The sequence below is a fragment of the Streptomyces sp. NPDC048002 genome (assembly GCF_040653275.1).
Classification (GTDB): domain Bacteria; phylum Actinomycetota; class Actinomycetes; order Streptomycetales; family Streptomycetaceae; genus Streptomyces.
Genome location: NZ_JBEZNL010000006.1, coordinates 25,071 through 45,070, shown reverse-complemented (window position 1 = coordinate 45,070; position 20,000 = coordinate 25,071). Strand labels below are relative to the sequence as shown.

General features: G+C 74.3%; 13 protein-coding genes. 9 read left to right on the top strand and 4 right to left on the bottom strand.

Annotated elements, in window-relative coordinates:
• Positions 1 to 207: 207 nt before the first annotated feature.
• The 3 genes from prfB to AB0E07_RS10745 all read right to left on the bottom strand — a co-directional run bounded on the left by prfB (position 208) and on the right by AB0E07_RS10745 (position 4,405).
• Complete coding sequence (prfB, locus tag AB0E07_RS10755; RefSeq protein WP_362248381.1) at positions 208 to 1,314, bottom strand: peptide chain release factor 2; 1,107 nt, start codon at positions 1,312 to 1,314, stop codon at positions 208 to 210.
• Between the two features lie 87 nt (positions 1,315 to 1,401).
• Positions 1,402 to 2,634 (bottom strand): serine/threonine-protein kinase, encoded by a 1,233-nt coding sequence (locus AB0E07_RS10750; RefSeq protein WP_362248379.1) that lies wholly within the window; start codon positions 2,632 to 2,634, stop codon positions 1,402 to 1,404.
• Between the two features lie 133 nt (positions 2,635 to 2,767).
• Entirely contained in the window at positions 2,768 to 4,405 is a 1,638-nt protein-coding gene (locus AB0E07_RS10745; protein ID WP_362248377.1) for a serine/threonine-protein kinase, read from the bottom strand.
• Positions 4,406 to 4,789: 384 nt separating this feature from the next.
• Here AB0E07_RS10745 and AB0E07_RS10740 point away from each other — a divergent pair, with 384 nt between their 5' ends.
• The 7 genes from AB0E07_RS10740 to AB0E07_RS10710 all read left to right on the top strand — a co-directional run bounded on the left by AB0E07_RS10740 (position 4,790) and on the right by AB0E07_RS10710 (position 17,848).
• On the top strand, positions 4,790 to 8,095 hold the full coding sequence (locus AB0E07_RS10740; protein ID WP_362249045.1) for an FtsK/SpoIIIE domain-containing protein: 3,306 nt from the start codon (positions 4,790 to 4,792) through the stop codon (positions 8,093 to 8,095).
• 580 nt (positions 8,096 to 8,675) lie between these two features.
• Positions 8,676 to 10,037 (top strand): ABC transporter substrate-binding protein, encoded by a 1,362-nt coding sequence (locus AB0E07_RS10735; protein WP_362248375.1) that lies wholly within the window; start codon positions 8,676 to 8,678, stop codon positions 10,035 to 10,037.
• Positions 10,038 to 10,040: 3 nt separating this feature from the next.
• The gene (locus AB0E07_RS10730) at positions 10,041 to 11,366 is read left to right on the top strand and encodes a sugar ABC transporter permease (protein WP_362248373.1); all 1,326 of its coding nucleotides are present in this window, start codon (positions 10,041 to 10,043) and stop codon (positions 11,364 to 11,366) included.
• Entirely contained in the window at positions 11,363 to 12,244 is an 882-nt protein-coding gene (locus AB0E07_RS10725; RefSeq protein ID WP_362248371.1) for a carbohydrate ABC transporter permease, read from the top strand. The genes AB0E07_RS10730 and AB0E07_RS10725 overlap by 4 nt, the downstream gene beginning before the upstream one ends.
• A 171-nt stretch (positions 12,245 to 12,415) precedes the next feature.
• Complete coding sequence (locus AB0E07_RS10720; RefSeq protein ID WP_362248369.1) at positions 12,416 to 14,680, top strand: bifunctional glycosyltransferase family 2 protein/CDP-glycerol:glycerophosphate glycerophosphotransferase; 2,265 nt, start codon at positions 12,416 to 12,418, stop codon at positions 14,678 to 14,680.
• Positions 14,681 to 14,823: 143 nt separating this feature from the next.
• Positions 14,824 to 16,092, top strand: coding sequence for a hypothetical protein (locus AB0E07_RS10715; protein WP_362248367.1), 1,269 nt, complete (start codon positions 14,824 to 14,826; stop codon positions 16,090 to 16,092).
• Between the two features lie 40 nt (positions 16,093 to 16,132).
• The gene (locus tag AB0E07_RS10710) at positions 16,133 to 17,848 is read left to right on the top strand and encodes a hypothetical protein (protein ID WP_362248365.1); all 1,716 of its coding nucleotides are present in this window, start codon (positions 16,133 to 16,135) and stop codon (positions 17,846 to 17,848) included.
• On the opposite strand, the gene AB0E07_RS10705 is transcribed toward AB0E07_RS10710, so the two are convergent.
• Positions 17,849 to 18,262, bottom strand: a complete 414-nt coding sequence (locus tag AB0E07_RS10705) for an organic hydroperoxide resistance protein (RefSeq protein WP_362248364.1) — start codon at positions 18,260 to 18,262, stop codon at positions 17,849 to 17,851.
• A gap of 107 nt (positions 18,263 to 18,369) precedes the next feature.
• On the opposite strand from AB0E07_RS10705, the gene AB0E07_RS10700 reads away from it, so the two are divergent.
• Together AB0E07_RS10700 and galE are read left to right on the top strand one after the other, a co-directional pair.
• Positions 18,370 to 18,849, top strand: coding sequence for a MarR family transcriptional regulator (locus tag AB0E07_RS10700; protein WP_362248362.1), 480 nt, complete (start codon positions 18,370 to 18,372; stop codon positions 18,847 to 18,849).
• 110 nt (positions 18,850 to 18,959) lie between these two features.
• Positions 18,960 to 19,943 (top strand): UDP-glucose 4-epimerase GalE, encoded by a 984-nt coding sequence (gene galE / locus AB0E07_RS10695; protein WP_362248360.1) that lies wholly within the window; start codon positions 18,960 to 18,962, stop codon positions 19,941 to 19,943.
• The last annotated feature ends 57 nt before the right edge of the window (positions 19,944 to 20,000 follow it).

The following is a 20,000-nucleotide window of genomic DNA, read 5'->3' as shown; positions in this document are numbered from 1 at the left end:
CACATGCGCCCCGGAGATACGCATGCCACGCTCAACCCTTCCCATTTTTCAAATCAACGTCAAGGCCGTTGCGCGCGCGATGTCCAGGAACGGGTTCTTTGCCGGGCGTTGAAGTTGTGAGTGTGATGTAAAACCCAGACATCGGCACATACAAAAGGCAACTGCCGCCCGGTGGGCGGCAGTTGCCTTGTCGACAAAGAGCTTCGCTTACTTCTCCTGCTGCTTGCGCCAGCGAATACCGGCCTCCAGGAAGCCGTCGATCTCGCCGTCGAGCACGGACTGCGGGTTGCCGACCTCGAACTCCGTCCGCAGGTCCTTGACCATCTGGTACGGGTGCAGGACGTACGAACGCATCTGGTTGCCCCAGGAGTTGCCGCCGTCGCCCTTGAGGGCGTCCATCTTGGCCTGCTCCTCCTGGCGGCGCCGCTCCAGCAGCTTGGCCTGGAGGACGTTCATCGCGGTCGCCTTGTTCTGGATCTGCGACCGCTCGTTCTGGCAGGAGACGACGATGCCGGTGGGGATGTGCGTCAGCCGGACCGCGGAGTCCGTGGTGTTGACGCCCTGGCCGCCGGGCCCGGAGGAGCGGTAGACGTCCACCCGCAGCTCGGACTCGTCGATCTCGACGTGGTCGGTCTGCTCGACCACGGGCAGCACCTCGACACCGGCGAAGGAGGTCTGGCGCCGCCCCTGGTTGTCGAAGGGCGAGATACGGACCAGCCGGTGCGTGCCCTGCTCCACCGAGAGCGTGCCGTAGGCGTACGGCACCTGCACGGAGAAGGTGGTCGACTTGATGCCGGCCTCTTCCGCGTACGAGGTCTCGATCAGCTCCGTCTTGTAGCCGTGCCGCTCCGCCCAGCGCAGGTACATCCGCTGGAGCTGCTCGGCGAAGTCGGCGGCGTCGACGCCTCCGGCCTCGGCGCGGATGTTCACCAGCGCCTCGCGGGAGTCGTACTCGCCGCTGAGCAGGGTCCGGACCTCCATCTCGTCCAGCGCCTTCTTGACGGACGTGAGCTCGGACTCGGCCTCGGCACGGGTGTCCGGGTCGTCCTCCTCCTCGGCCATCTCGAACAGCACGGCGAGATCGTCGATGCGACCGCGCAGGGCCTCGGCCTTCCGCACCTCGGCCTGGAGGTGGGAGAGCTTGCTGGTGATCTTCTGCGCCTCGTCCGGGTTGTCCCACAGGGACGGCGCGGCCGCCTGCTCCTCGAGCACGGCGATGTCTGCCCTCAGCTTGTCGAGGTCCAGAACGGCCTCGATCGACTCCATGGTCGAGGAGAGGGACTTGAGCTCTTCGGATACATCGACGACTGCCACGCCTCCAGCGTAACGGCTACGGCAAGCGGCCTGCGCCGCCGCTCACCACCGGGGTCCCGGCACCGGCCGCGGGGCGGCCCCGCGGGCTCAGGGCGAGGCCGGGGCGGAGTTCTTCGTGTCCTGGGGAGTGGCATCCGCGTCGTCGCCCGAGGTCGCCAGCCAGGTACCGACGCCCGCGGCCGCCACGAGCGCCACCGCCGCCGCGCCCAGGGCCACCCGGCGCCGCCGCGTGGCCGCGCGATGGCGGGCCGAGCCCGGCCGGGGCGCCCCCGAGGCCCTCGGCACACGGGCCGTACCCCGGGCGCCGCCCGCCAGCTCGTCCGGCCCCGGCACCCGCATCGAGGTGTGCGTGTCCCGGTTGGAGTCGGCGGGCTTGGCTCCCGGCACCAGCGGCACCGCGCCACGCCGTACCGGTCCGGACGCGGCCGGCTCCTGGGGTGCGGCCTCCTCCTCGGCGGGCTCGGTGTCCGGCTCGTCCACGTCCAGCGGGGGCATGCCCGCCAGCAGGGGCAGCAGCTCGCGCAGCCGGGCCCCCAGTTCCGAGGCGCGCAGCCGGGACGCCGGCGCCTTGGCCAGGCACTGCACGATCAGCTGCCACAGCTCGTCCGGGATGCCGGGCAGCGGGGCGACGGACTCCGTCACATGGCGGCGCAGGACCGCTCCGGGGTGGCCGCCGCCGAAGGGCGTGAAGCCGGCCAGCAGTTCGTAGAGCACGGTGGCCAGGGCGTAGATGTCCACGGAGGCGCGCGGGGGGAGGCCCTCGACGATCTCCGGGGCGAGGTAGTCCGGGGTGCCGATGATCTTCGTGGCCCGGGTCCGCTTCGGCGAGTCGATGAGCTTGGCGACCCCGAAGTCGGTCAGCAGCGCCGGATGCGCGCCGCCCGGACCGAGCGGCCCCTGCATGTCGAGCAGGACGTTCTCCGGCTTCACGTCCCGGTGCACGACCCCGGCCGCGTGGGCGGCGGCGAGCCCGTCCGCGACGTCCGCGACGACGGCCACGGCCGCCTCGGGCGCGAGCCGCTTGTCCCGGTCGAGGCGGGTACGCAGGTCCGTGCCCCGGACCAGGTCCATGACGAGCGCGAGGTCGTTGCCGTCGACGACCAGGTCGCGGACCGACACCACATGGGGGTGCTCCAGGCCCAGCAGCGCCGTCCGCTCCTGCACGAAGCGTCCGACGAGCTCCTGGTCGGACGCGAGATCCTCGCGCAGCAGCTTGATGGCGACGGGCCCCTCGGGGCCCTCACCCAGCCACACCGTGCCGGCGCTGCCCCGTCCCAGGATCTGGTGGGCGGTGTACCGGCTGCCGATCTTCCGTGCCAAGACTGCTCCTACAGACGCGTGTTGCCGCCAAAGCTACGCGTCCGAGGAGCCAACCTTCACCACGGAGACAGAAATCACCCGCCAGGAGTCGACAAATCCACAGACTCGCCGACCCCGGACCCCTCGCCCGGGGCTACTGCCCCGTCGACGAGCCGAGGTCGCCGATCCAGTCGGTCGCCGTGGTGAACCAGTCGGTGAGCTGCTCCCAGTACCCCTTGCCGGTACCGATCCAGTCCTGGAGCGGGCTCAGCTCCCAGACCAGCCAGCCGGCCACGAACAGGATGACGATCGTGAAGAGACAGCCCTTCAGGCAGCCCAGGCCGGGGATGCGCATCGGGTTGGCGCCGCGCTGCCGGGGCTGCCGCGGCTCGCGCTGCGGGCGCTGGGGCTCGGGCGTGGGCGGCGGGGCGTACCGCTGCTGCTGCGGCCGGGGCTGCTGGGCCTGGCGCTGCGGGGCGTACTGCTGCTGGCCCTGCGGCTGCCCTTGCTGCGGATAGCCGTAGCCCTGCTGGGGCTGCGGCTGCGGCTGGCGCTGCTGGGGCTGGCGCGGCGGCGGCTGCTGGGGCCGGGCCACCTGCCGCTGCGGCCGGCGGCGCAGCGGGTCCTGGCCGGGGTCGAGGTACTGGACCTGCGTCTGCTCGTTGCGGTCGCGCGCGGCCCGCATCTGGTTCTGCCAGGGGTGCGGCTCCTCCGGACCGGGCCCGCCCTGCGGCACCGGCGGCATGACCGCGGTGGAGTCGGCGTTGCCGCCCGGGCCCCCGGTGTGCGGCAGGACGCTGGTCGCGGCGTTCGGGTCGAAGGACCCGGCGCCGTGCGGCAGCACCTGTGTGGGGTCGGCCGAGCCCGGCACGGCGGCGGGCGCCGGGTCGGGCGCGAGCAGGGAGGCGACGCCCTCGGCGGCGGCGATCTGCGCGGAGTTCGCGTGCACGCCGATGCCGTCGGCGACGACCCGCAGGCCGCGCGCCAGGTTCTCGGCGCTGGGCCGCCGGTCGGGGTCCTTGGACAGGCAGCGCTCTATGACCGTCCACAGCGGGTCGGGGACGGTGGACGGGCGGCGCGGTTCGGCGCTCAGGTGCTGGTGGAGCACCTCCAGCGCGGATCCGCCGGAGAACGGGGGGCGGCCGGTGACCAGCTCGTAGAGCAGGATTCCGGCGCCGTAGATGTCGACGGCGGAGGTCTGCGGGCGGCCCTCGGCGGACTCGGGGGCGACGTACGCGGGCGTGCCGACGAACTCGTGGGTGCGGGTCAGGCCCGGGGAGTCGGCGAGGCGCGCGATGCCGAAGTCGGTGAGCATCGGATGCATCCGGCCGCCGTGCTGCTGGAGCAGGACGTTGGCGGGCTTCAGGTCGCGGTGGACGACGCCGTCGGCGTGGCTCGCGGCGAGCGCGTCGGCGATCTGCGCGGTGAGCAGGGACGCGGCGACCGGGGTGAAGGGGCCGTTCTCGCGCAGGTGGCGGTGGAGGTCGGGGCCGTCCACCAGGTCCATGACCAGGGCCAGCAGCTCGCCCTCGACGACCAGGTCGCGGACCCGGACGATGTTGGGGTGGGTCAGGCGCAGCAGCACGGAGCGTTCCCGCAGGAACCGCATCACGATGTCGGGGTCGCCGGCCAGCTCTTCCTTGAGGACCTTGATCGCGACGGTCTCGCCGGGCTGGCCGGCCACGGCCGCCTCGGCGCCCGCGGTCTCACGCTGGCGGGCTCGCCAGACGGTGCCCGTGGCGCCGCGACCGAGCGGCTCCTCGAGCAGGTACTTGCTGCCGACTGGCCGCACGTCACGCGCTCCCTGCTGATTGCCTGAAAGTCTTCCGATGTTCCGACCCACTGTAGTGCCGGGTGCTTCGAAGCAAAGCTTCGCCGGGAAGACGCTCGGGCCGCTCTGTTTGGTTGCCGAACACGGGCGTGACCGATCTCAACTGATCGCTCCGACGCCATGTATCGGACAGAGTTACGTCAGGGATCAGGCATTTTTGCGGGCAGAGCCGACCAATCAAGATCACTTGGTACCGGGGGGCGGGCGTGTTGTCAGTGGCAGGTGCGAGGATGCCTTCCGTACTGGCCGATGTGCTCGTGTGGCGGTGGGGGTAGTCCGCGGTGGGGGACCGCGCGGCGTCGTCCCCGTACGCGGGTGCCCGCGCAGAAGGGACCGCTGACGGCGATGCAGATCCGGCTGACCGTCGTAGACCCGCTGGGCCCGCCCCCCGCCACCGCCCGCGGCCACGCCACGAGCTGCGACGTCCTGGTCACGGCGCCCGCCGGCACGGCCCTGGCCGCGGTGGCGTCGGCGCTCGCCTCCACGGTCTCGGCCGGCGAGGGGCCCGTCGTGGTGTACGCGGGCGCGGAGCGGCTCGACGGGGCGCGCTGCACGCTCGGTGACCCGCCCCTGGTCGACGGCGCGGTGCTCTCGCTGGGCGCCCCGGCCGAGCCCGAGGCCCACCCCGAGGTCGACGACGCCCCCACCCAGCTGCACGTGGTGGCGGGCCCCGACGCGGGCGGCGTCCATCTGCTGCACGGCGGCCGGATCCACATCGGCCGCTCCGCCGAGGCCGACGTCCCGCTCGACGACCCCGACGTCTCCCGGCTGCACTGCGCGGTCACGGTCGCCGAGGACGGCCGGGTCTCGGTCGCCGATCTCGGCTCCACCAACGGCACCACCCTGGACGGCGTCCGGGTGGGCACCAGCCCGGTCCGGCTCGTCCCGGGTGCGCTCCTGCGCATCGGCGAGTCGGCCCTGCGGCTCGCCCCGGCGGGCGGCCCCGGCGCGCGCGTGCCGACGGTGCCGGACGGGGAGGGCCACATCCGGCTCTCGGGCGCCGCGCACCCGCGCGCCGACGCCCCGCCCGGCCCCTCGGGGGAGACCCGGCACGCCTACGGCCCGGCCGGCTGGGGCGCCGCCTCGACCACTCCGGGGGCGCAGGAGCACGGCCCGGTCGAGCCCCCGGTGGTCCCCGGACAGGGCGGGGCGCCGCGCATCGAGACCCGTACCGCGCCGCCCGGTGCCGGCGTGCCGGGACCGCGTGGCGGCGACACCCATGGCGCGGGCTTCCCGGCGGACCGACGCGGGGGCGACGCGCGCGGGAGTGATCCCGGTGCGGGCGACGCGCGCGGGAGTGATCCCGGTGCGGGCGACCGCCCGGTGGACGCCGGTGACGTCGCGTCCGCCGCGTACGGGCCCGACGGCACCGGCCGCGCAGGCGCTCCGCCGCGCGGCACCGACGTCCCGCCGGCGGCACGGCGCCGCGGCCTCTCCGCGTGGGCGCGGCGGCTGACCGGCGGCCGTGCCGAGCAGGACCCGGCCGTGCCCGAGGACCACGACGGACCGGGCGCGGAGTCTCACCCGTACTCCTTCTCCGACGCCGCCCACCGGCTCCCGGACACCTGGCCGGACCCGGCCGCCCTGCTGCTGGCCTCCCTCGGCCCCGGCCCCCGCCTGTGGGAGCGCGGGCCGGACCACCCGGAGGCGCTCACCGTGCGGCTCGGCACCACCGACCGCGCGGCACCCGACGGCTCGGGCCTGCTGCCCGCCGTCCCCGTGACCGCCGGTCTGCGCGAGGCGGGCGCCCTGGGCCTCGCCGGACCGCGCGCCCGGCTCGCCGGCCTCGCCCGCTCGGTGATCGCCCAGCTCGCCGCGCTGCACTCGCCGGACACCCTGGAGATCGTGCTGATCAGCGCGGACCGCTCCCGTTCGCTGGAGGAGCGCACCGCCGAATGGTCCTGGCTGGGCTGGCTCCCGCAACTGCGCCCGGCGCACGGCCAGGACTGCCGGCTGCTGCTGGCGCACGACCGCGACCAGGCCACGGCCCGCACGGACGAACTGCTCCGGCGCCTGGACGACCGGACCGAGCACCTCCCCCCTCCCCCGGCCCACCGCCCCTCCTGGGCACAGGACGACCCGGCGGACCCCTACCCGGGGCCGTACACCGTGGTCGTCGTGGACGGGGACCCCGGCGGTGCCGATGTCAGGGAGGCCGTCGCACGGCTGGCCTCGGACGGACCGCGCGCCGGGATCCATGTGGTGTGCCTGGCCGAGACTCCGCCCGCCTCCCCCGCCTCACCGGTCGCCGACACCTACCGGGCGGCCTGCGCGGCGGCCCCGTCGTTCCGGGAGTGCGGAGCGGTCGCCCTGCTCAGCGGTGACGTGGCCACCGCGCTGCGGCTGATGCGGGTCGCCCGCCAGGAAGGCGCGCCCGACCCGGCACCGGTCGCCCCCGGCACGGTCGCCACCGTGGACGCCGTCTCGCTCCCCTGGGCCGAGCGGTTCGCGCGGGCGCTGGCGCCGCTGCGGCCGGACGGCACCGGCGCGGAGCGGCAGGCCCGGGTGTCGGCGCCGCTGCCTCAGGCGGCCCGGCTCCTCGACGAGTTGGGGCTGGCGCGGGCCACCCCGGCCTCGCTGATGGCCCGTTGGGCGGACGCCGCCGATGACACCGAGGCGCTCGGCGGACGCGCGTGCGCGGTGCTCGGCGCGGGACCGCGCGGGCCCGTCACCGCGGACCTCGGGGCCGACGGCCCGCACCTGCTGATCGAGGGGCCCGCCGGCAGCGGACGCACCGAACTGCTGCGGGCGCTCGTCGCCTCCCTCGCCGCCGCCGAGCGGCCGGACCGGCTGAGCATGGTCCTGGTGGACGGCCGGGACGGCGCGGGCGGCGAGGGACTGCGCGTGTGCACGGACGTCCCCCACGTCACCACCCATCTCGCCGCCAACGATCCGGTCCGCATGCGGGAGTTCGCCCAGTCCCTGAGCGCGGAGCTGAAGCGGCGCGCCGAGCTGCTGGGCCGCTCCCACTTCGCCGAGTGGCACGCGGGCCGGCTGGTCTCGGGCCGCATGGTCAGCCAGCGCACGTCCGTGCCGCCCCCGGCGGGCGTGGGCGGCGCGGCGGATCTGGACGCCCCGCCCAGTTCCACGCTCCGGCTGCGCCCGGCCGCGTCCCGCCGGCAGCCGGAGGCGGCACCGCCGCTGCCCCGGCTGGTGGTGGTCGTGGACGACCTGGACGCCCTGGTCTCCCCCGCGCTGGGCTCCCCCGGCAGACCCGCGGCGGGTTCCGTCGTCCGCGCGCTGGAGGCGGTGGCCCGGGAGGGCGAGCGGCTCGGCGTGCACCTGGTGGCGGCGGCCGGCGGGGACGGGCGTACGGCCGTGTCGGAGCCGGCCCGCCGGGCCACCCTGCGCGTCACGCTCGACGCCCCGGCCACCGGGCCGGACGAACCGGCCGCCGGGCGGGCCAGGCTGGCCTGGGCGGACGGCCGGACCGTCGCCTTCCAGGCGGGCCGGGTCACCGGCCGTATCCCGCGCACCGCGACGCTGCGGCCCACGGTCGTCGCCCTGGAGTGGCACCGCATGGGCGACCCCCCGGCGCGCCGCCCGGTCCGCGAACTCGGCAACGGCCCGACCGACCTCGCCCTGCTGGCCAGCGCGTTGGAGCGAGCCGCACGAGAGGTCTCGGCCGCCGAGGTCCCGTCCCTGCTCTGACCGACGCCCCGGCGGGTCCGGCCCCTCTCCACCCGGACCGGCCCCACGGGGACTCGACCGCAGGCCCGCGCCTCCCGCACGCCGACCGGCCGCACGAGGACTCGACCGCAGGCCCGCGCCTCCCCCACCCCGACCGGCTCCACGAGGAACAGGCCGTGCGGCCCCGCGCCTCCCGACCCTGGGCTCAATCGCGGCCCGCGCCTCCTCCACCCCAACCGGCCGCACGAGGACTCGACCGCGGGCCCGCGCCTCCCTCCACCCGGACCGGCCCCACGGGACAGGGGCCATGCGCGCCCGAACCCCCCACCGGCCCGACGGGGAAGGGGCCGTGCGCGCCCTCGCCACCCCACCGACCGCACGGAACAGGCTCGGTCGGGGCCGGCCCCCCTGCACCCTCGCCAGCCGCCCTCCGCCGGAGCGGTGCTGGAGGTCCGGTGGAGGGTCAGTCACGACGCGGTCACGATCGCCCACTTGACACGGCAGGCGCTCTTGCCGACCCCAGGGACCCGGCGTAAACCAATCCGGACAGACAGCGCTCCAACGTTCGACGAGGCGACGAAGCACGAAGAACGGGGCAGTGATGCGCACGAATCGCACGATCCGGATCGCCCTGGCGGCCGTCGGCGCCCTCGCGCTGACCCTCACCGGCTGTGGCGGAGACGACGACAACGACGGCGGAGGGGGCGGCGGCGGTACCGAGACCGGTGCAGGGTCCTCCGTCCAACTCCCGAAACTGGACGGGCAGACGCTGGAGGTCGCGGCCGTCTGGACCGGACCCGAGCAGGACAACTTCACCAAGGTGCTGGAGGAGTTCGAGAAGCGCACCGGCGCCGAGGTGAACTTCGTACCCACCGGCAACAACACCTCCACCTTCCTCGGCACCAAGATCCAGGGCGGCCAGCCCCCGGACGTGGCGTTCCTGCCGCAGGTCGGCGTGCTCCACCAGTTCGCCGAGAAGGGCTGGATCGAGCCCGTGGGCGCGGACGCGCAGGCCCAGCTGGACAAGAACTTCTCCGTCGGCTGGAAGGAACTGGGCTCGTACGAGGGCAAGCAGTACGGCGTCTACGCGAAGGCCGCCAACAAGTCCCTCGTCTGGTACAACACCGCCGCCTTCGAGGCCGCCGGCATCACCGAGGAGCCGGAGACCTGGGACGACTTCCTGGCCACCGCCCAGACGCTCTCCGACGCCGGTTCCCCGGCGGTCTCCATCGGCGGCGCGGACGGCTGGACGCTCACCGACTGGTTCGAGAACGTCTACCTCTCCCAGGCCGGCCCGGAGAAGTACGACCAGCTGGCCGCGCACGAGATCAAGTGGACCGACCCCTCGGTGAAGGACGCCCTGACCACGCTCGCCGGGCTGTGGGGCAAGGACGAACTGATCGCGGGCGGCCGCTCGGGCGCGCTGCGCACGGAGTTCCCGAAGTCCGTCACGCAGACGTTCTCCGGTGACACCCCGGCCGCGATGGTCTTCGAGGGCGACTTCGTCACCGCGAACATCAACGCCGACACGGACGCGGAGGTCGGCACGGACGCCAAGGTGTTCCCGTTCCCGGCGGTCGGCGAGGACTCGCCCGTGGTCAGCGGGGGCGACGTGGCCGTGGCGCTGAAGGACGGCGAGGGCGCGCAGGCGCTGCTGACGTTCCTGGCCTCGACCGACGCGGCCGAGATCTGGGCGGCGCAGGGCGGCTTCCTGTCGCCCAACAAGGAGATGGACCAGGCGACGTACAGGGACGACGTCACCCGGGACATCGCCGAGGCGCTGATCGCGGCGGGCGACGACTTCCGCTTCGACATGTCCGACCAGGCGCCGGCGGCGTTCGGCGGCACGCAGGGCGTCGGCGAGTGGAAGCAGCTCCAGGACTTCCTGAAGGACCCGGACGACGTGGCGGGCGCCCAGCGCAAGCTGGAGGCGGACGCGGCCAAGGCGTACAAGACCGGCTGACGGATGGCGTCGGTCGCGAACGGAGGTGCTCCGGCACCGCGCAAGAGCGTGACGGGCACCAGGCTGTGGGTGGCGGTGCTGTTCCTGCTGCCCGCCCTGGTGCTGCTCGGCGCGCTCGTGGTCTACCCGATCGGGTACTCGGTCTGGCGCAGCCTGTACGACGCGGGCGGCGACGGCTTCGTCGGCCTGGACAACTACGTCGACGTCTTCACCGACGACGCCACCCTGACGGCCGTGCGCAACACGGCGATCTGGGTCGCGGTGGCGCCCGCGGTGGTCACCGTGCTGGGCCTGATCTTCGCCGTGCTCACCGAACGGGTGCGCTGGGCAACGGCGTTCAAGCTGATCGTCTTCATGCCGATGGCGATCTCGATGCTGGCCGCGGGGATCATCTTCCGGCTGGTGTACCAGGCGGACCCGGACCAGGGCGTGGCGAACGCGGTGGTGACGTCGGTGCACGACACCTTCGCCGACTCCTCGGTCTATCCGAAGGCCCGTCCCAACGCGCAGGTCAGCGATCTCAAGGCGTCCGGGGGCGGCTCGTTCACCAGCACCGGCACGGTGACCGCGGGCACCCCGGCGATGCTCCCCCTGGTCGGGATCGCGCCGAACCGGCTGCCGGGCGACCCGGAGGACGCGCGGCCGGCGAGCGGTGACGGTGTCACCGGCACCGTGTGGCTGGACTTCAGGCTCGGCGGCGGCGGGGAGAAGGGCCGGGTCGACGCGGGCGAGAAGGCGCTGGAGGGCGTGAAGGTCGAGGCGGTGAAGGACGGGGAGGTGGTGGCCTCGGCGACGACCCGCGCCGACGGCACCTTCGTCCTGCCCGCCGAGGCCGACGGGGCCCGACTGCGGCTGCCGGGCTCGAACTTCGCCGCGCCGTACAACGGGATCGACTGGCTGGGACCGGCGTTGGTGACGCCGTCCATCATCGGGGCGTACGTCTGGATGTGGGCGGGCTTCGCGATGGTGCTGATCGCCGCGGGGCTCGCCGGGGTCGACCGCAACCTGCTGGAGGCGGCGCGGGTCGACGGGGCCAACGAGTGGCAGGTGTTCCGCAGGATCACCGTGCCGATGCTGGCACCGGTCCTGGTGGTCGTCCTGATCACGCTGATGATCAACGTGATGAAGGTCTTCGACCTCGTCTACATCATCGCCCCGCAGCCCACCCAGGACGAGGCCAACGTGCTGGCGCTGCAACTGTTCCTGTCGTCCTTCGGCGGCGGCGGCAACTACGGCCTGGGCAGCGCGATCGGCATCATCCTGCTGCTGCTCGTGGTCCCGGTGATGATCGTCAACATCCGCCGGCTCAGGAAGGAGCGCGAGCGATGACGGCGACCGACACCCCCGTGCGCGGCAGGCGGTCGTGGGCCTCCCGGGTGGCGAGCGGAGCCGCGGGCGGGGCGCTGCGCGCGTTCCTGCTGGTGGTGGCGGTGTTCTGGCTGGTGCCCACCTTCGGGCTGCTGGTGTCCTCGTTCCGGGAGCCGACGGACATCGCCTCCTCCGGCTGGTGGAAGGTGTTCACGGCGCCGGCCCAGCTCACCACCGACAGCTACCGCACCCTGCTGGAGAACGACGACATCACCGGCGCGCTGGTCAACACCGTGTGGATCACCGTTCCGGCGACCCTGCTGGTGGTGGTCATCGGCGCGATGGCCGGGTACGCCTTCGCCTGGCTGGACTTCAAGGGCCGCGACTGGTGGTTCATGGCGGTGATCGCGCTGCTGGTGGTGCCGGTGCAGGTCGCGCTGATCCCGCTCTCCGAACTCTTCGGGAAACTGGGGATCTTCGGCTCGGTCCTCGGGGTCGTGCTGTTCCACGTGGCCTTCGGACTCCCTTTCGCGATCTTCCTGTTGCGGAACTTCTTCGCGGAGATCCCCCGGGAGCTGCTGGAGGCGGCGCGGCTCGACGGCGCCGGTGAGGCACGGCTGTTCGCGACGGTCGTACTGCCGCTGGGCGCGCCCGCCATCGCCTCGCTGGGGATCTTCCAGTTCCTGTGGGTGTGGAACGACATGCTGGTGGCGCTGGTGTTCTCCGACTCCGGCTCCCAGCCGCTGACGGTCGCACTCCAGCAGCAGGTACGGCAGTTCGGCAGCAACATCGAGGTGCTGGCGCCGGGCGCCTTCATCTCGATGGTGATACCGCTGGCCGTGTTCTTCGCGTTCCAGCGGCAGTTCGTCTCCGGGGTCATGGCGGGCGCCGTCAAGTAGCCCGCACGGCAGGCGTGTCGAGGGGCGGGCCGGGAACGCACCGGCCCGCCCCTCGGCGTTCGTCCACCGTCCCCCGGATGTCCCAACGCAACGTAACCAAGTCACTCCGTCGGCCGTTCCCGGGCCGGGCCCGTCCCGTCCCACCGCCCGCGCCGACCCATGGATGTCCCCTTGCCCAGGTTCAGTGTCATCGTCCCCGCGTACAAGGTTCAGGCGTATCTCCACGCGTGCCTGGAGTCGGTGCTCTCCCAGTCGTTCGACGATCTCGAACTGATCGTCGTCGACGACGCCTCACCGGACGCCTGCGGCACGATCGCCGAGGAGTTCGCCGCCCGGGACGGACGCGTACGGCCGGTGCGCCTGGCCCGCAACCAGGGCCCGGGACCGGCCCGCAACGCGGGCACGGCCGAGGCGACCGGTGACTACCTGCTGTTCCTCGACGGCGCCGACACCCTCGCCCCCGGCGCCCTGGCCGCCGTCGCCCACCGGCTGAAGGAGAGCGGCGAGCCGGACGTCCTGCTCCACGGCCACGCCCGGGTCCATCCGACCGGTGAGACGGTCCGCGAGGAGACGCGGGCCGGGCTCACCGAGGAGGGCCCGGCGCCGTTCCGGCTCGCGGACCGCCCGGAACTGCTGCGGCTGCCGGCGGTCGCCCGGAACAAGACCTGCCGGCGGGAGTTCGTCGAGCGGGAGGGCCTCGCCTTCCCGTCCGGCCACCACGAGGACACCGCGTGGACGTACCCGGTCCTGCTGGCGGCGGGGTCGATCGCGACCCTGGACCGGGTCTGCGTGCACCACCGGGGGCACCGGGGCGGCACCCCCGCCCGTACCTCCGGCCGCCGTCACCTCGACCTCCTCGAACAGTACGACCGGGTCTTCGCGTTCCTCGCCGACCGCCCCGAACTCGCCCGCTGGCGGCCGGTGTTGTTCCGGCGGATGCTGGACCACCTGGCGACGGTGTTCGCCCGCCACGACCGGCTGCCGCACGCCGGCCGCGCCGAGTTCCTGCGGCTGGCCCGCGCCCTGTGCCGCCGCCACCGGGCCCCGGGCGCCCCGGCCCCGTTGGGCGACCGCGCACGGCACACCCTGGTCCGGCTGGGCCTGCACCGCACCTACCGCGCCCTGCGCGGAGCCGGAACCCTGCGCCGCAGGACCGCCAAGGGCGCGGCGAAGTCCCTGGGCGCCCTGCGCTCGGCGCTCCTGCGCCTGCACTACCGCGTCCAGCTCCGTCTGCCCCTGCGCCCGGACCGGGCCGTCTTCACCGCGTACGACGGCGAGGGCCACGGCTGCAATCCGGGCGCGCTGGAGCAGGCGTTCCGCGCCCACGCCCCGCACATCCGCACCGCGTGGGTCGCGCACCCCCGACACCAGCACACGGTCCCGGCCGCCACTCGCCGCATCACCCCGGGGACGGCGGCCCACTGGACGGCGCTGGCCCGCTCCCGGTACCTCGTCGACAACTCCGGGCTCGACCGCCGCCCGGTCAAGCGGCCCGGCCAGATCGTCGTACAGACCCGGTCCGGCACCCCCCTGAAACGGATGGGCCTGGACCTGCTCGAACGCCCGGCGGCCGGCGCGGGACTGGACGCCGGAGCGCTCCTCGACGCCGTCGGCACCTGGGACTACGTCGTCTCGGCGAACCGCCACTCGACCCTGGTCTGGGAGCGCGTGCTCCCCGGGAGCTACCGGACGCTGGAGTACGGTCAGCCCCGCAACGACGTGTTCCAGCAGGCGACTTCGGCGGAGGTGACCCGGCTGCGCGAGTCGCTCGGCATCCCCGGGGACGCGGTGGCGGTCCTGTACGCGCCGACGCACCGCGACTACCGCCGCACCCAGCGCTGCGCGCTGGACCTGGAGCGGGTGGCGAGCCGGCTCGGCCCCGGTTTCGTGATCCTGGCCCGCGCCCACCGCCGGCACGGCGGCCCGCTCGCCCCCGGGACCGCCTCGCCCCAGGTCGTCGACGTCTCCGCGCACCCGAGCGTGGAGGCCCTCTGCCTCGCCTCGGACGCCCTGGTCACGGACTACTCGTCGATCATGTTCGACTACGCGGGCCTGGACCGCCCGATCGTCATCCACGCCGAGGACGCGGAGGCCTACGAGGCGGCCCGGGGCACCTACTTCGACCTGCGCGGCTTCCCGCCCGGCGCGGTGGCGCGCAGCGAGGACGAACTGGTCGACATCTTCGCCACCGGCCACTGGCGCGGCTCCCGCTCGGCTCAGTTGCGCGCGGCGTTCCGGTCCCGCTTCTGCCCCTACGACGACGGCCGCGCCGCCGAGCGGGTGGTGCGGCACGTGGTGCTCGGGGAGCGGGGCCTGCCGCCGGTCGTGCCGCTCGACGAGCGTCACCCGGTGCCCTCGGCGGCGGCCCGGTCGCGTACGCCGCTCACCGCCCCGCCGCGTACCGCGGGCCCGCTGTCGCTCACCGACCGTCCCTGAGCGCCTTCCGCCCTCAGCACCCGAGTCAGAACGCCGTTCCCGTACAGGGGAGTTGACATGCCCTCCAGCCCTTCGCGACCCACGCCGAGCCGGCCCCCCACCTGGCGTCCGGCGCCGCGGCCCGGTGGCCGACTGGTGTCGGCATGAGGCCGCGCACCTGGGTGCTGCTGCTGGCCGCCGTCTTCGCCGTCCTGCAACTGGCGAACGTCACCGGCCGGGACACCCCCGACACCCGCAACTACATCTCGTACGCGCTGAGTCTGAGCGGCGAGAGCAAGCGGGCGGCGGCGGAGGGTGCCATCGAGCACTACTGCGCCAGCAAGGCGTCGATGGCGCACCGCGCGCAGAACGTGCACGTGGTCCGCTTCCACCAGCCGGACCCCGCGCCCGCCGTCGAGGCCGCGTGCCGGGCCGAACTGTGGTCCGGGGTGGACCGGCGGCTGGCGGCCGGGCAGACGGGCGGGCACACCGCGCCGTTCGCCTCGGAGCGGTTCATGCGGATCTTCGAGGCGCGGCCGGGCTACCCGGTCCTGCTGGTGCCGTTCCTGACCCTCTTCGGGGTGACCTGGGGGGTGTGGGCGGCGAGCGTCGCGGTGGCGGTGGCGGGCGGGGTGCTGGCCTTCCTGATCCTGCGGACGCTGTCCCTGCCGCTGCCGCTCGCCCTGGCGGGGCAGGCGCTGTACTACGCCCTGCCCTGCGGGACGGTCGCCATGCGGCCCATGACGGAGGGCCTGCTGATGGCGCTCACGTTGGCCGCCGTGTGGGGCTGCGCGCTGGCCCTGAACGGGCGGCGGGCGGGGCCGGGGCTGGTCGCGGGCGCGCTGCTCGCGCTGTTCGCCGTCAAGCACTCGCAGGCGCTGTTCCTCGGGGTGTGCCTGGCCGGTGCGGGCGCGCTGGTCGCCCTGGTCCGGTGGCGCGGGGGCCGGGCGCCCGGCCGGGACGTCGTGGTGATCGCGGGCATCGGGCTGGGCGCGGCCGTGGTGACGCAGGCGCTGGCGAAACTGCTCGGTTATCCGGACGCCTCCGAGAGCGTCCAGGATCTGCTCGCCGACCACTTCACCCGCCCCGACCTGACCGACCCCTGGCCGGAGTTCCTCCAACTGTCCGGGAACTACTGGATGGAGTGGGCGCGCCGTCAGTTCTGGGAGCCGCTGTTCCTGGCCGCGCTCGGCGCGGGGCTGTGGGGGGCGCTGCGTCGGCCGATGTTCGGCGCGTTCCTGATCGCGGCCGCCGTCACCGGGTTCCTCACCCAGGCCGGGCACCCGGACGTCGCCATCGGGGGCGGGCGGCTGATCGTCCTGGCCTGGCTGCTCCCCGTGATCGGGATTCCGCTGCTGCTGGAGCGACTGCTGCGCGCCCAGGTCTCCCTGCCGGCCCAGGGGGCCTCCGATCGGGCTCACTCCTTGAGGTGACGCGAGGTCGGGCCGTGGGCCCGGCGGGAACGTTCCGCACATGCCCGTGACCCTCCCGGCCAGGCGAGCGGCGCTCGGCGCGACCGCGCTGCGCGGCGGCCGCGCCTGGCGCCCCACCCCGTACCAGTTCTTCGGCTTCCTGTTCTGGCTGCTGCTGTCGCTGGCCTTCTGGCGGCTGCCCCTGTGCTGCGACGCGGGCCAGCACGCGGCGGTGGTGGAGCGCCTGCGGGCGAGCCTGCTGGACCCCCGTCATCCCACGGCGGACCTGCCGGGCGACGGCAGTGCGGCCTACTCGCCGTACGCGGTGGCGCAGGGCCTGTTCGCGCGGCTGACGGGGCTGGGCGGCTGGGAGGTGCTGCGGCTCGCAGGCCCGCTGAACCTGCTGGTCCTGCTGACGGGCCTCGGCCGCCTGGTGCGGCTGCTGACCCCGCGTCCGTGGGCTCCGGTCCTGGCGCTGGCGGCGACGACCCTGCTGTGGGGGACGGAACAGGCGCCGGGGAGCGGCCGGACCGGGCTGATGGCGCTGACGGGGACCCTCGGCCACCCGTCGACGTTCGCCCTCGGCCTGACCCTCTGGGCCTGGGCGCTCACCGGGGAGCGCCGGGCGGGCCCGAGCGGCCGGCCGGGCGTGGCGGGGTACGCGGGGCTGGGCGCGCTGTACGGCCTGATCGTGCTCGTCGACCCGGTCACGGCGGTGGGGGCGGCGCTGGGAGCGGTGGCGTTCGCCGTGGGGCGACCCGCTCCGACCGAGGAGGGCCGCACGCCGGAGCACAGCACCACGCCCGCCGACGCGGGTCGCACACCGCACGACCGCGCCACTCCCTCCGCCGGGCCCCCCGCGCAGCTCGACGGGGCCACTCCCCCCGCCGGAACCCCCGCGCCACACGACCGCGCCACTCCCCCCGCCGGGACCTCCGCGCCACACGACCGCGCCGCCTCCGTCCACGCCCTGCTGCTCATCGCGGCGGCCGCGCTGCCGACGGCCGCGCTCTGGCCCTACTTCGACCTCTTCGCGCTCACCGGCGGCGCGGGCGCCGACGCCTCGCACCGCCGCTTCCCCCTGGACGCGGTCGGCCAGGTCTGGCTCGCCGCGCTCGGCCTGCCGGCCCTGTGGCTGCGAGCGCGCCGTACGGCCTGGCGCGACCCGCTGGTGCTGCTCCTCGCCCTGGACTGCGCGGTGCTCGCACTCGGCCGGCCCACCGGGCTCCTCACCGGCGGAGGGATCCTCGGACTGGCCCTGGTGCCCGCGCAGTTCGCGCTCGCCGTGGAGCTGTCGGCACCCCGCCCCTGGCGGGCGTGGCGCCGCGCCCTGGGCGCCGCCGCGGCGGCCGGCGCCTGCCTGGGCTTCCTCTCGGTGCAGGCCGGCGCGGTGGTCCCGCGCTCCCTGGACCCCGTCGGCTTCCCGCAGCCGCCGCGCCCGCCGACGTACGAGTGGGCCGCCCAGCACATCCGACCCGGCGAGGTGGTGATCGCCGACGGCCGCGCGGCGGGTCTCGCCCTCGCGGGATACGGCGCGAACCTGGCCGCGCCCGCCCGGCCGGACGCCTCGCTGGACGAACGCGAGCGGCGCGAACGCCTCAAGGACGTCCGCGCCTATCTCTCCCCCGATGTCACCCGCGCCCGGCGTGCCGCCGTGGTCCGCCGCCACCACGTGCGCTGGCTGCTGCTGACGCGCTCGCGCACGCTGCCCGGGGAGGCCGTGGTGGTGGCGTGGAGCCCGCGGACCGGCGAGGTGCTGGCGCGAGTCGGGAGGTGACTACTCGACGACGAGGTCGACGTCGATGTTGCCGCGGGTGGCGTTGGAGTACGGGCAGACCTGGTGGGCCTGCTCGACCAGCTTGCGGCCGGTGGCCTCGTCGACGGTGTCGGGCAGCTCGACGCGGAGCGTGACCTTGAGCCCGAAGCCCTGCCCCTGCTTGCCGATGCCGACCTCGCCGGTGACGGCGGCCTCGGTGACGTCCACCTTGGCCTGCCGGCCGACCAGGCCGAGGGCGCTGGCGAAACAGGCGGCGTAACCGGCGGCGAAGAGCTGCTCGGGGTTGGTGCCCTCGCCGTTGCCGCCGAGTTCCACCGGCGGCGCGAGCTGGAGGTCGAGCTTGCCGTCGGAGCTGACGGCACGGCCCTCGCGACCGTGGGTGGCGGTGGCGACGGCGGTGTAGATCGCGTCCATGGATGAACCGTCCCTGTTCGAGAAGTCGGGGCTCGCTGACGGACTCAAGTAGAGCACACAATTAAATTGTGCACAACTGAATGGCGAGCGAGAGCTACTCTTGAGCCATGAACCGGACCGGGACACCCGACGCGCCCCAGGAGGAATGGCTCCGCCTGGACCGCCAGATCTGCTTCTCCCTGCACGCGGCCTCGCGCGCCTTCAACGGCGTCTACCGCGTGATCCTCAAGGACCTCGGTCTGACCTACCCGCAGTACCTGGTGATGCTCGTGCTGTGGGAGCACGGCGACCTGCCCGTCAAGCGGCTGGGCGAGCATCTGCGCCTGGACTCCGGCACCCTCTCGCCGCTGCTCAAGCGGCTGGAGGCGGCCGGACTCGTGCGCCGCGAACGCAGCGCGCGCGACGAGCGGTCGGTCGAGGTGGGGCTGACCGCGGAGGGCGCGGCCCTGCGCGAGCGGGCCCTGGAGGTGCCGCGCCGGATCGCGGCGGCCACCGGCTTCGACGTGGCCGAGATCGGCGCCCTGCGGGCCCGGCTGGACGAGTTGACGACCGCCCTGGACGCGGCGGCGGCGTCGGCCGCTCCGTAACCGGTCGCACCGTTCCGCACTTTCCCCCCATTGACGGCCAAACCGAGTGGCTATGCTCCACGCACGGGCCATTCCACGGACCAGCCATTTCAACGAGGGGACGGCCGCACATGACCTGGCTGATCACCGGCGGCGCCGGATACATCGGCGCGCATGTCGTACGGGCGATGACCGAGGCGGGCGAGCGCACGGTGGTCTACGACGACCTGTCCACCGGGATCGCCGGGCGCGTGCCCGAGGGCGTCCCCCTGGTGGAGGGCTCCACCCTGGACTCCGCCCGGGTGGCCCGCGTCCTCGTGGACCACGGGATCACCGGGGTCGTGCACCTCGCGGCGAAGAAGCAGGTCGGCGAGTCGGTGGAGCAGCCGCTGCGCTACTACCGGGAGAACGTGGAGGGCCTGCGGGTCCTGCTGGAGGCGGTGACGGCGGCCGGCGTTCCCTCGTTCGTGTTCTCCTCCTCGGCCGCGGTGTACGGCATGCCGGACGTGGACCTGGTCACCGAGGAGACGCCGTGCGCGCCGATGTCGCCGTACGGCGAGACGAAGCTGGTCGGCGAGTGGCTGGTCGCCGCCACGGCGCGGGCCACGGGCCTGGCCACGGCCTCGCTGCGCTACTTCAACGTGGCGGGCTCGGCGGCCCCCGAACTCGCGGACGTGGGCGTCCACAACCTGATCCCGATGGTCTTCGAGCGGCTCACCGCCGACGAACCGCCCCGCGTCTTCGGCGCCGACTACCCGACCCCGGACGGCACCTGCGTCCGCGACTACATCCATGTGGTCGACCTGGCCCAGGCCCATGTGACGGCGGCCCGCGCGCTCGTGCCCTCCCCCGGCCGGGAGCTGACCCTCAACATCGGCCGGGGCGAAGGCGTATCCGTCCGGGAGATGATCGACCTGATCAACGCCATCACGGGCTACGACCGCGCCCCGACCGTCACACCGCGGCGCCCCGGGGACCCGGCCCGGGTGGTCGCCTCCGCCGACCGGGCGGCCGACGAGCTGGGCTGGCGGGCCAAGCACGACGTCCAGGACATGATCACCTCGGCCTGGGAGGGCTGGGTACGGCGGCACCCGGGGGCGCTCAGGACACTCTGAACACCTGGCTCGGCGGACTCACAGCGCCTGAGCCCCGCGCGCGGCGGACCCACAGCG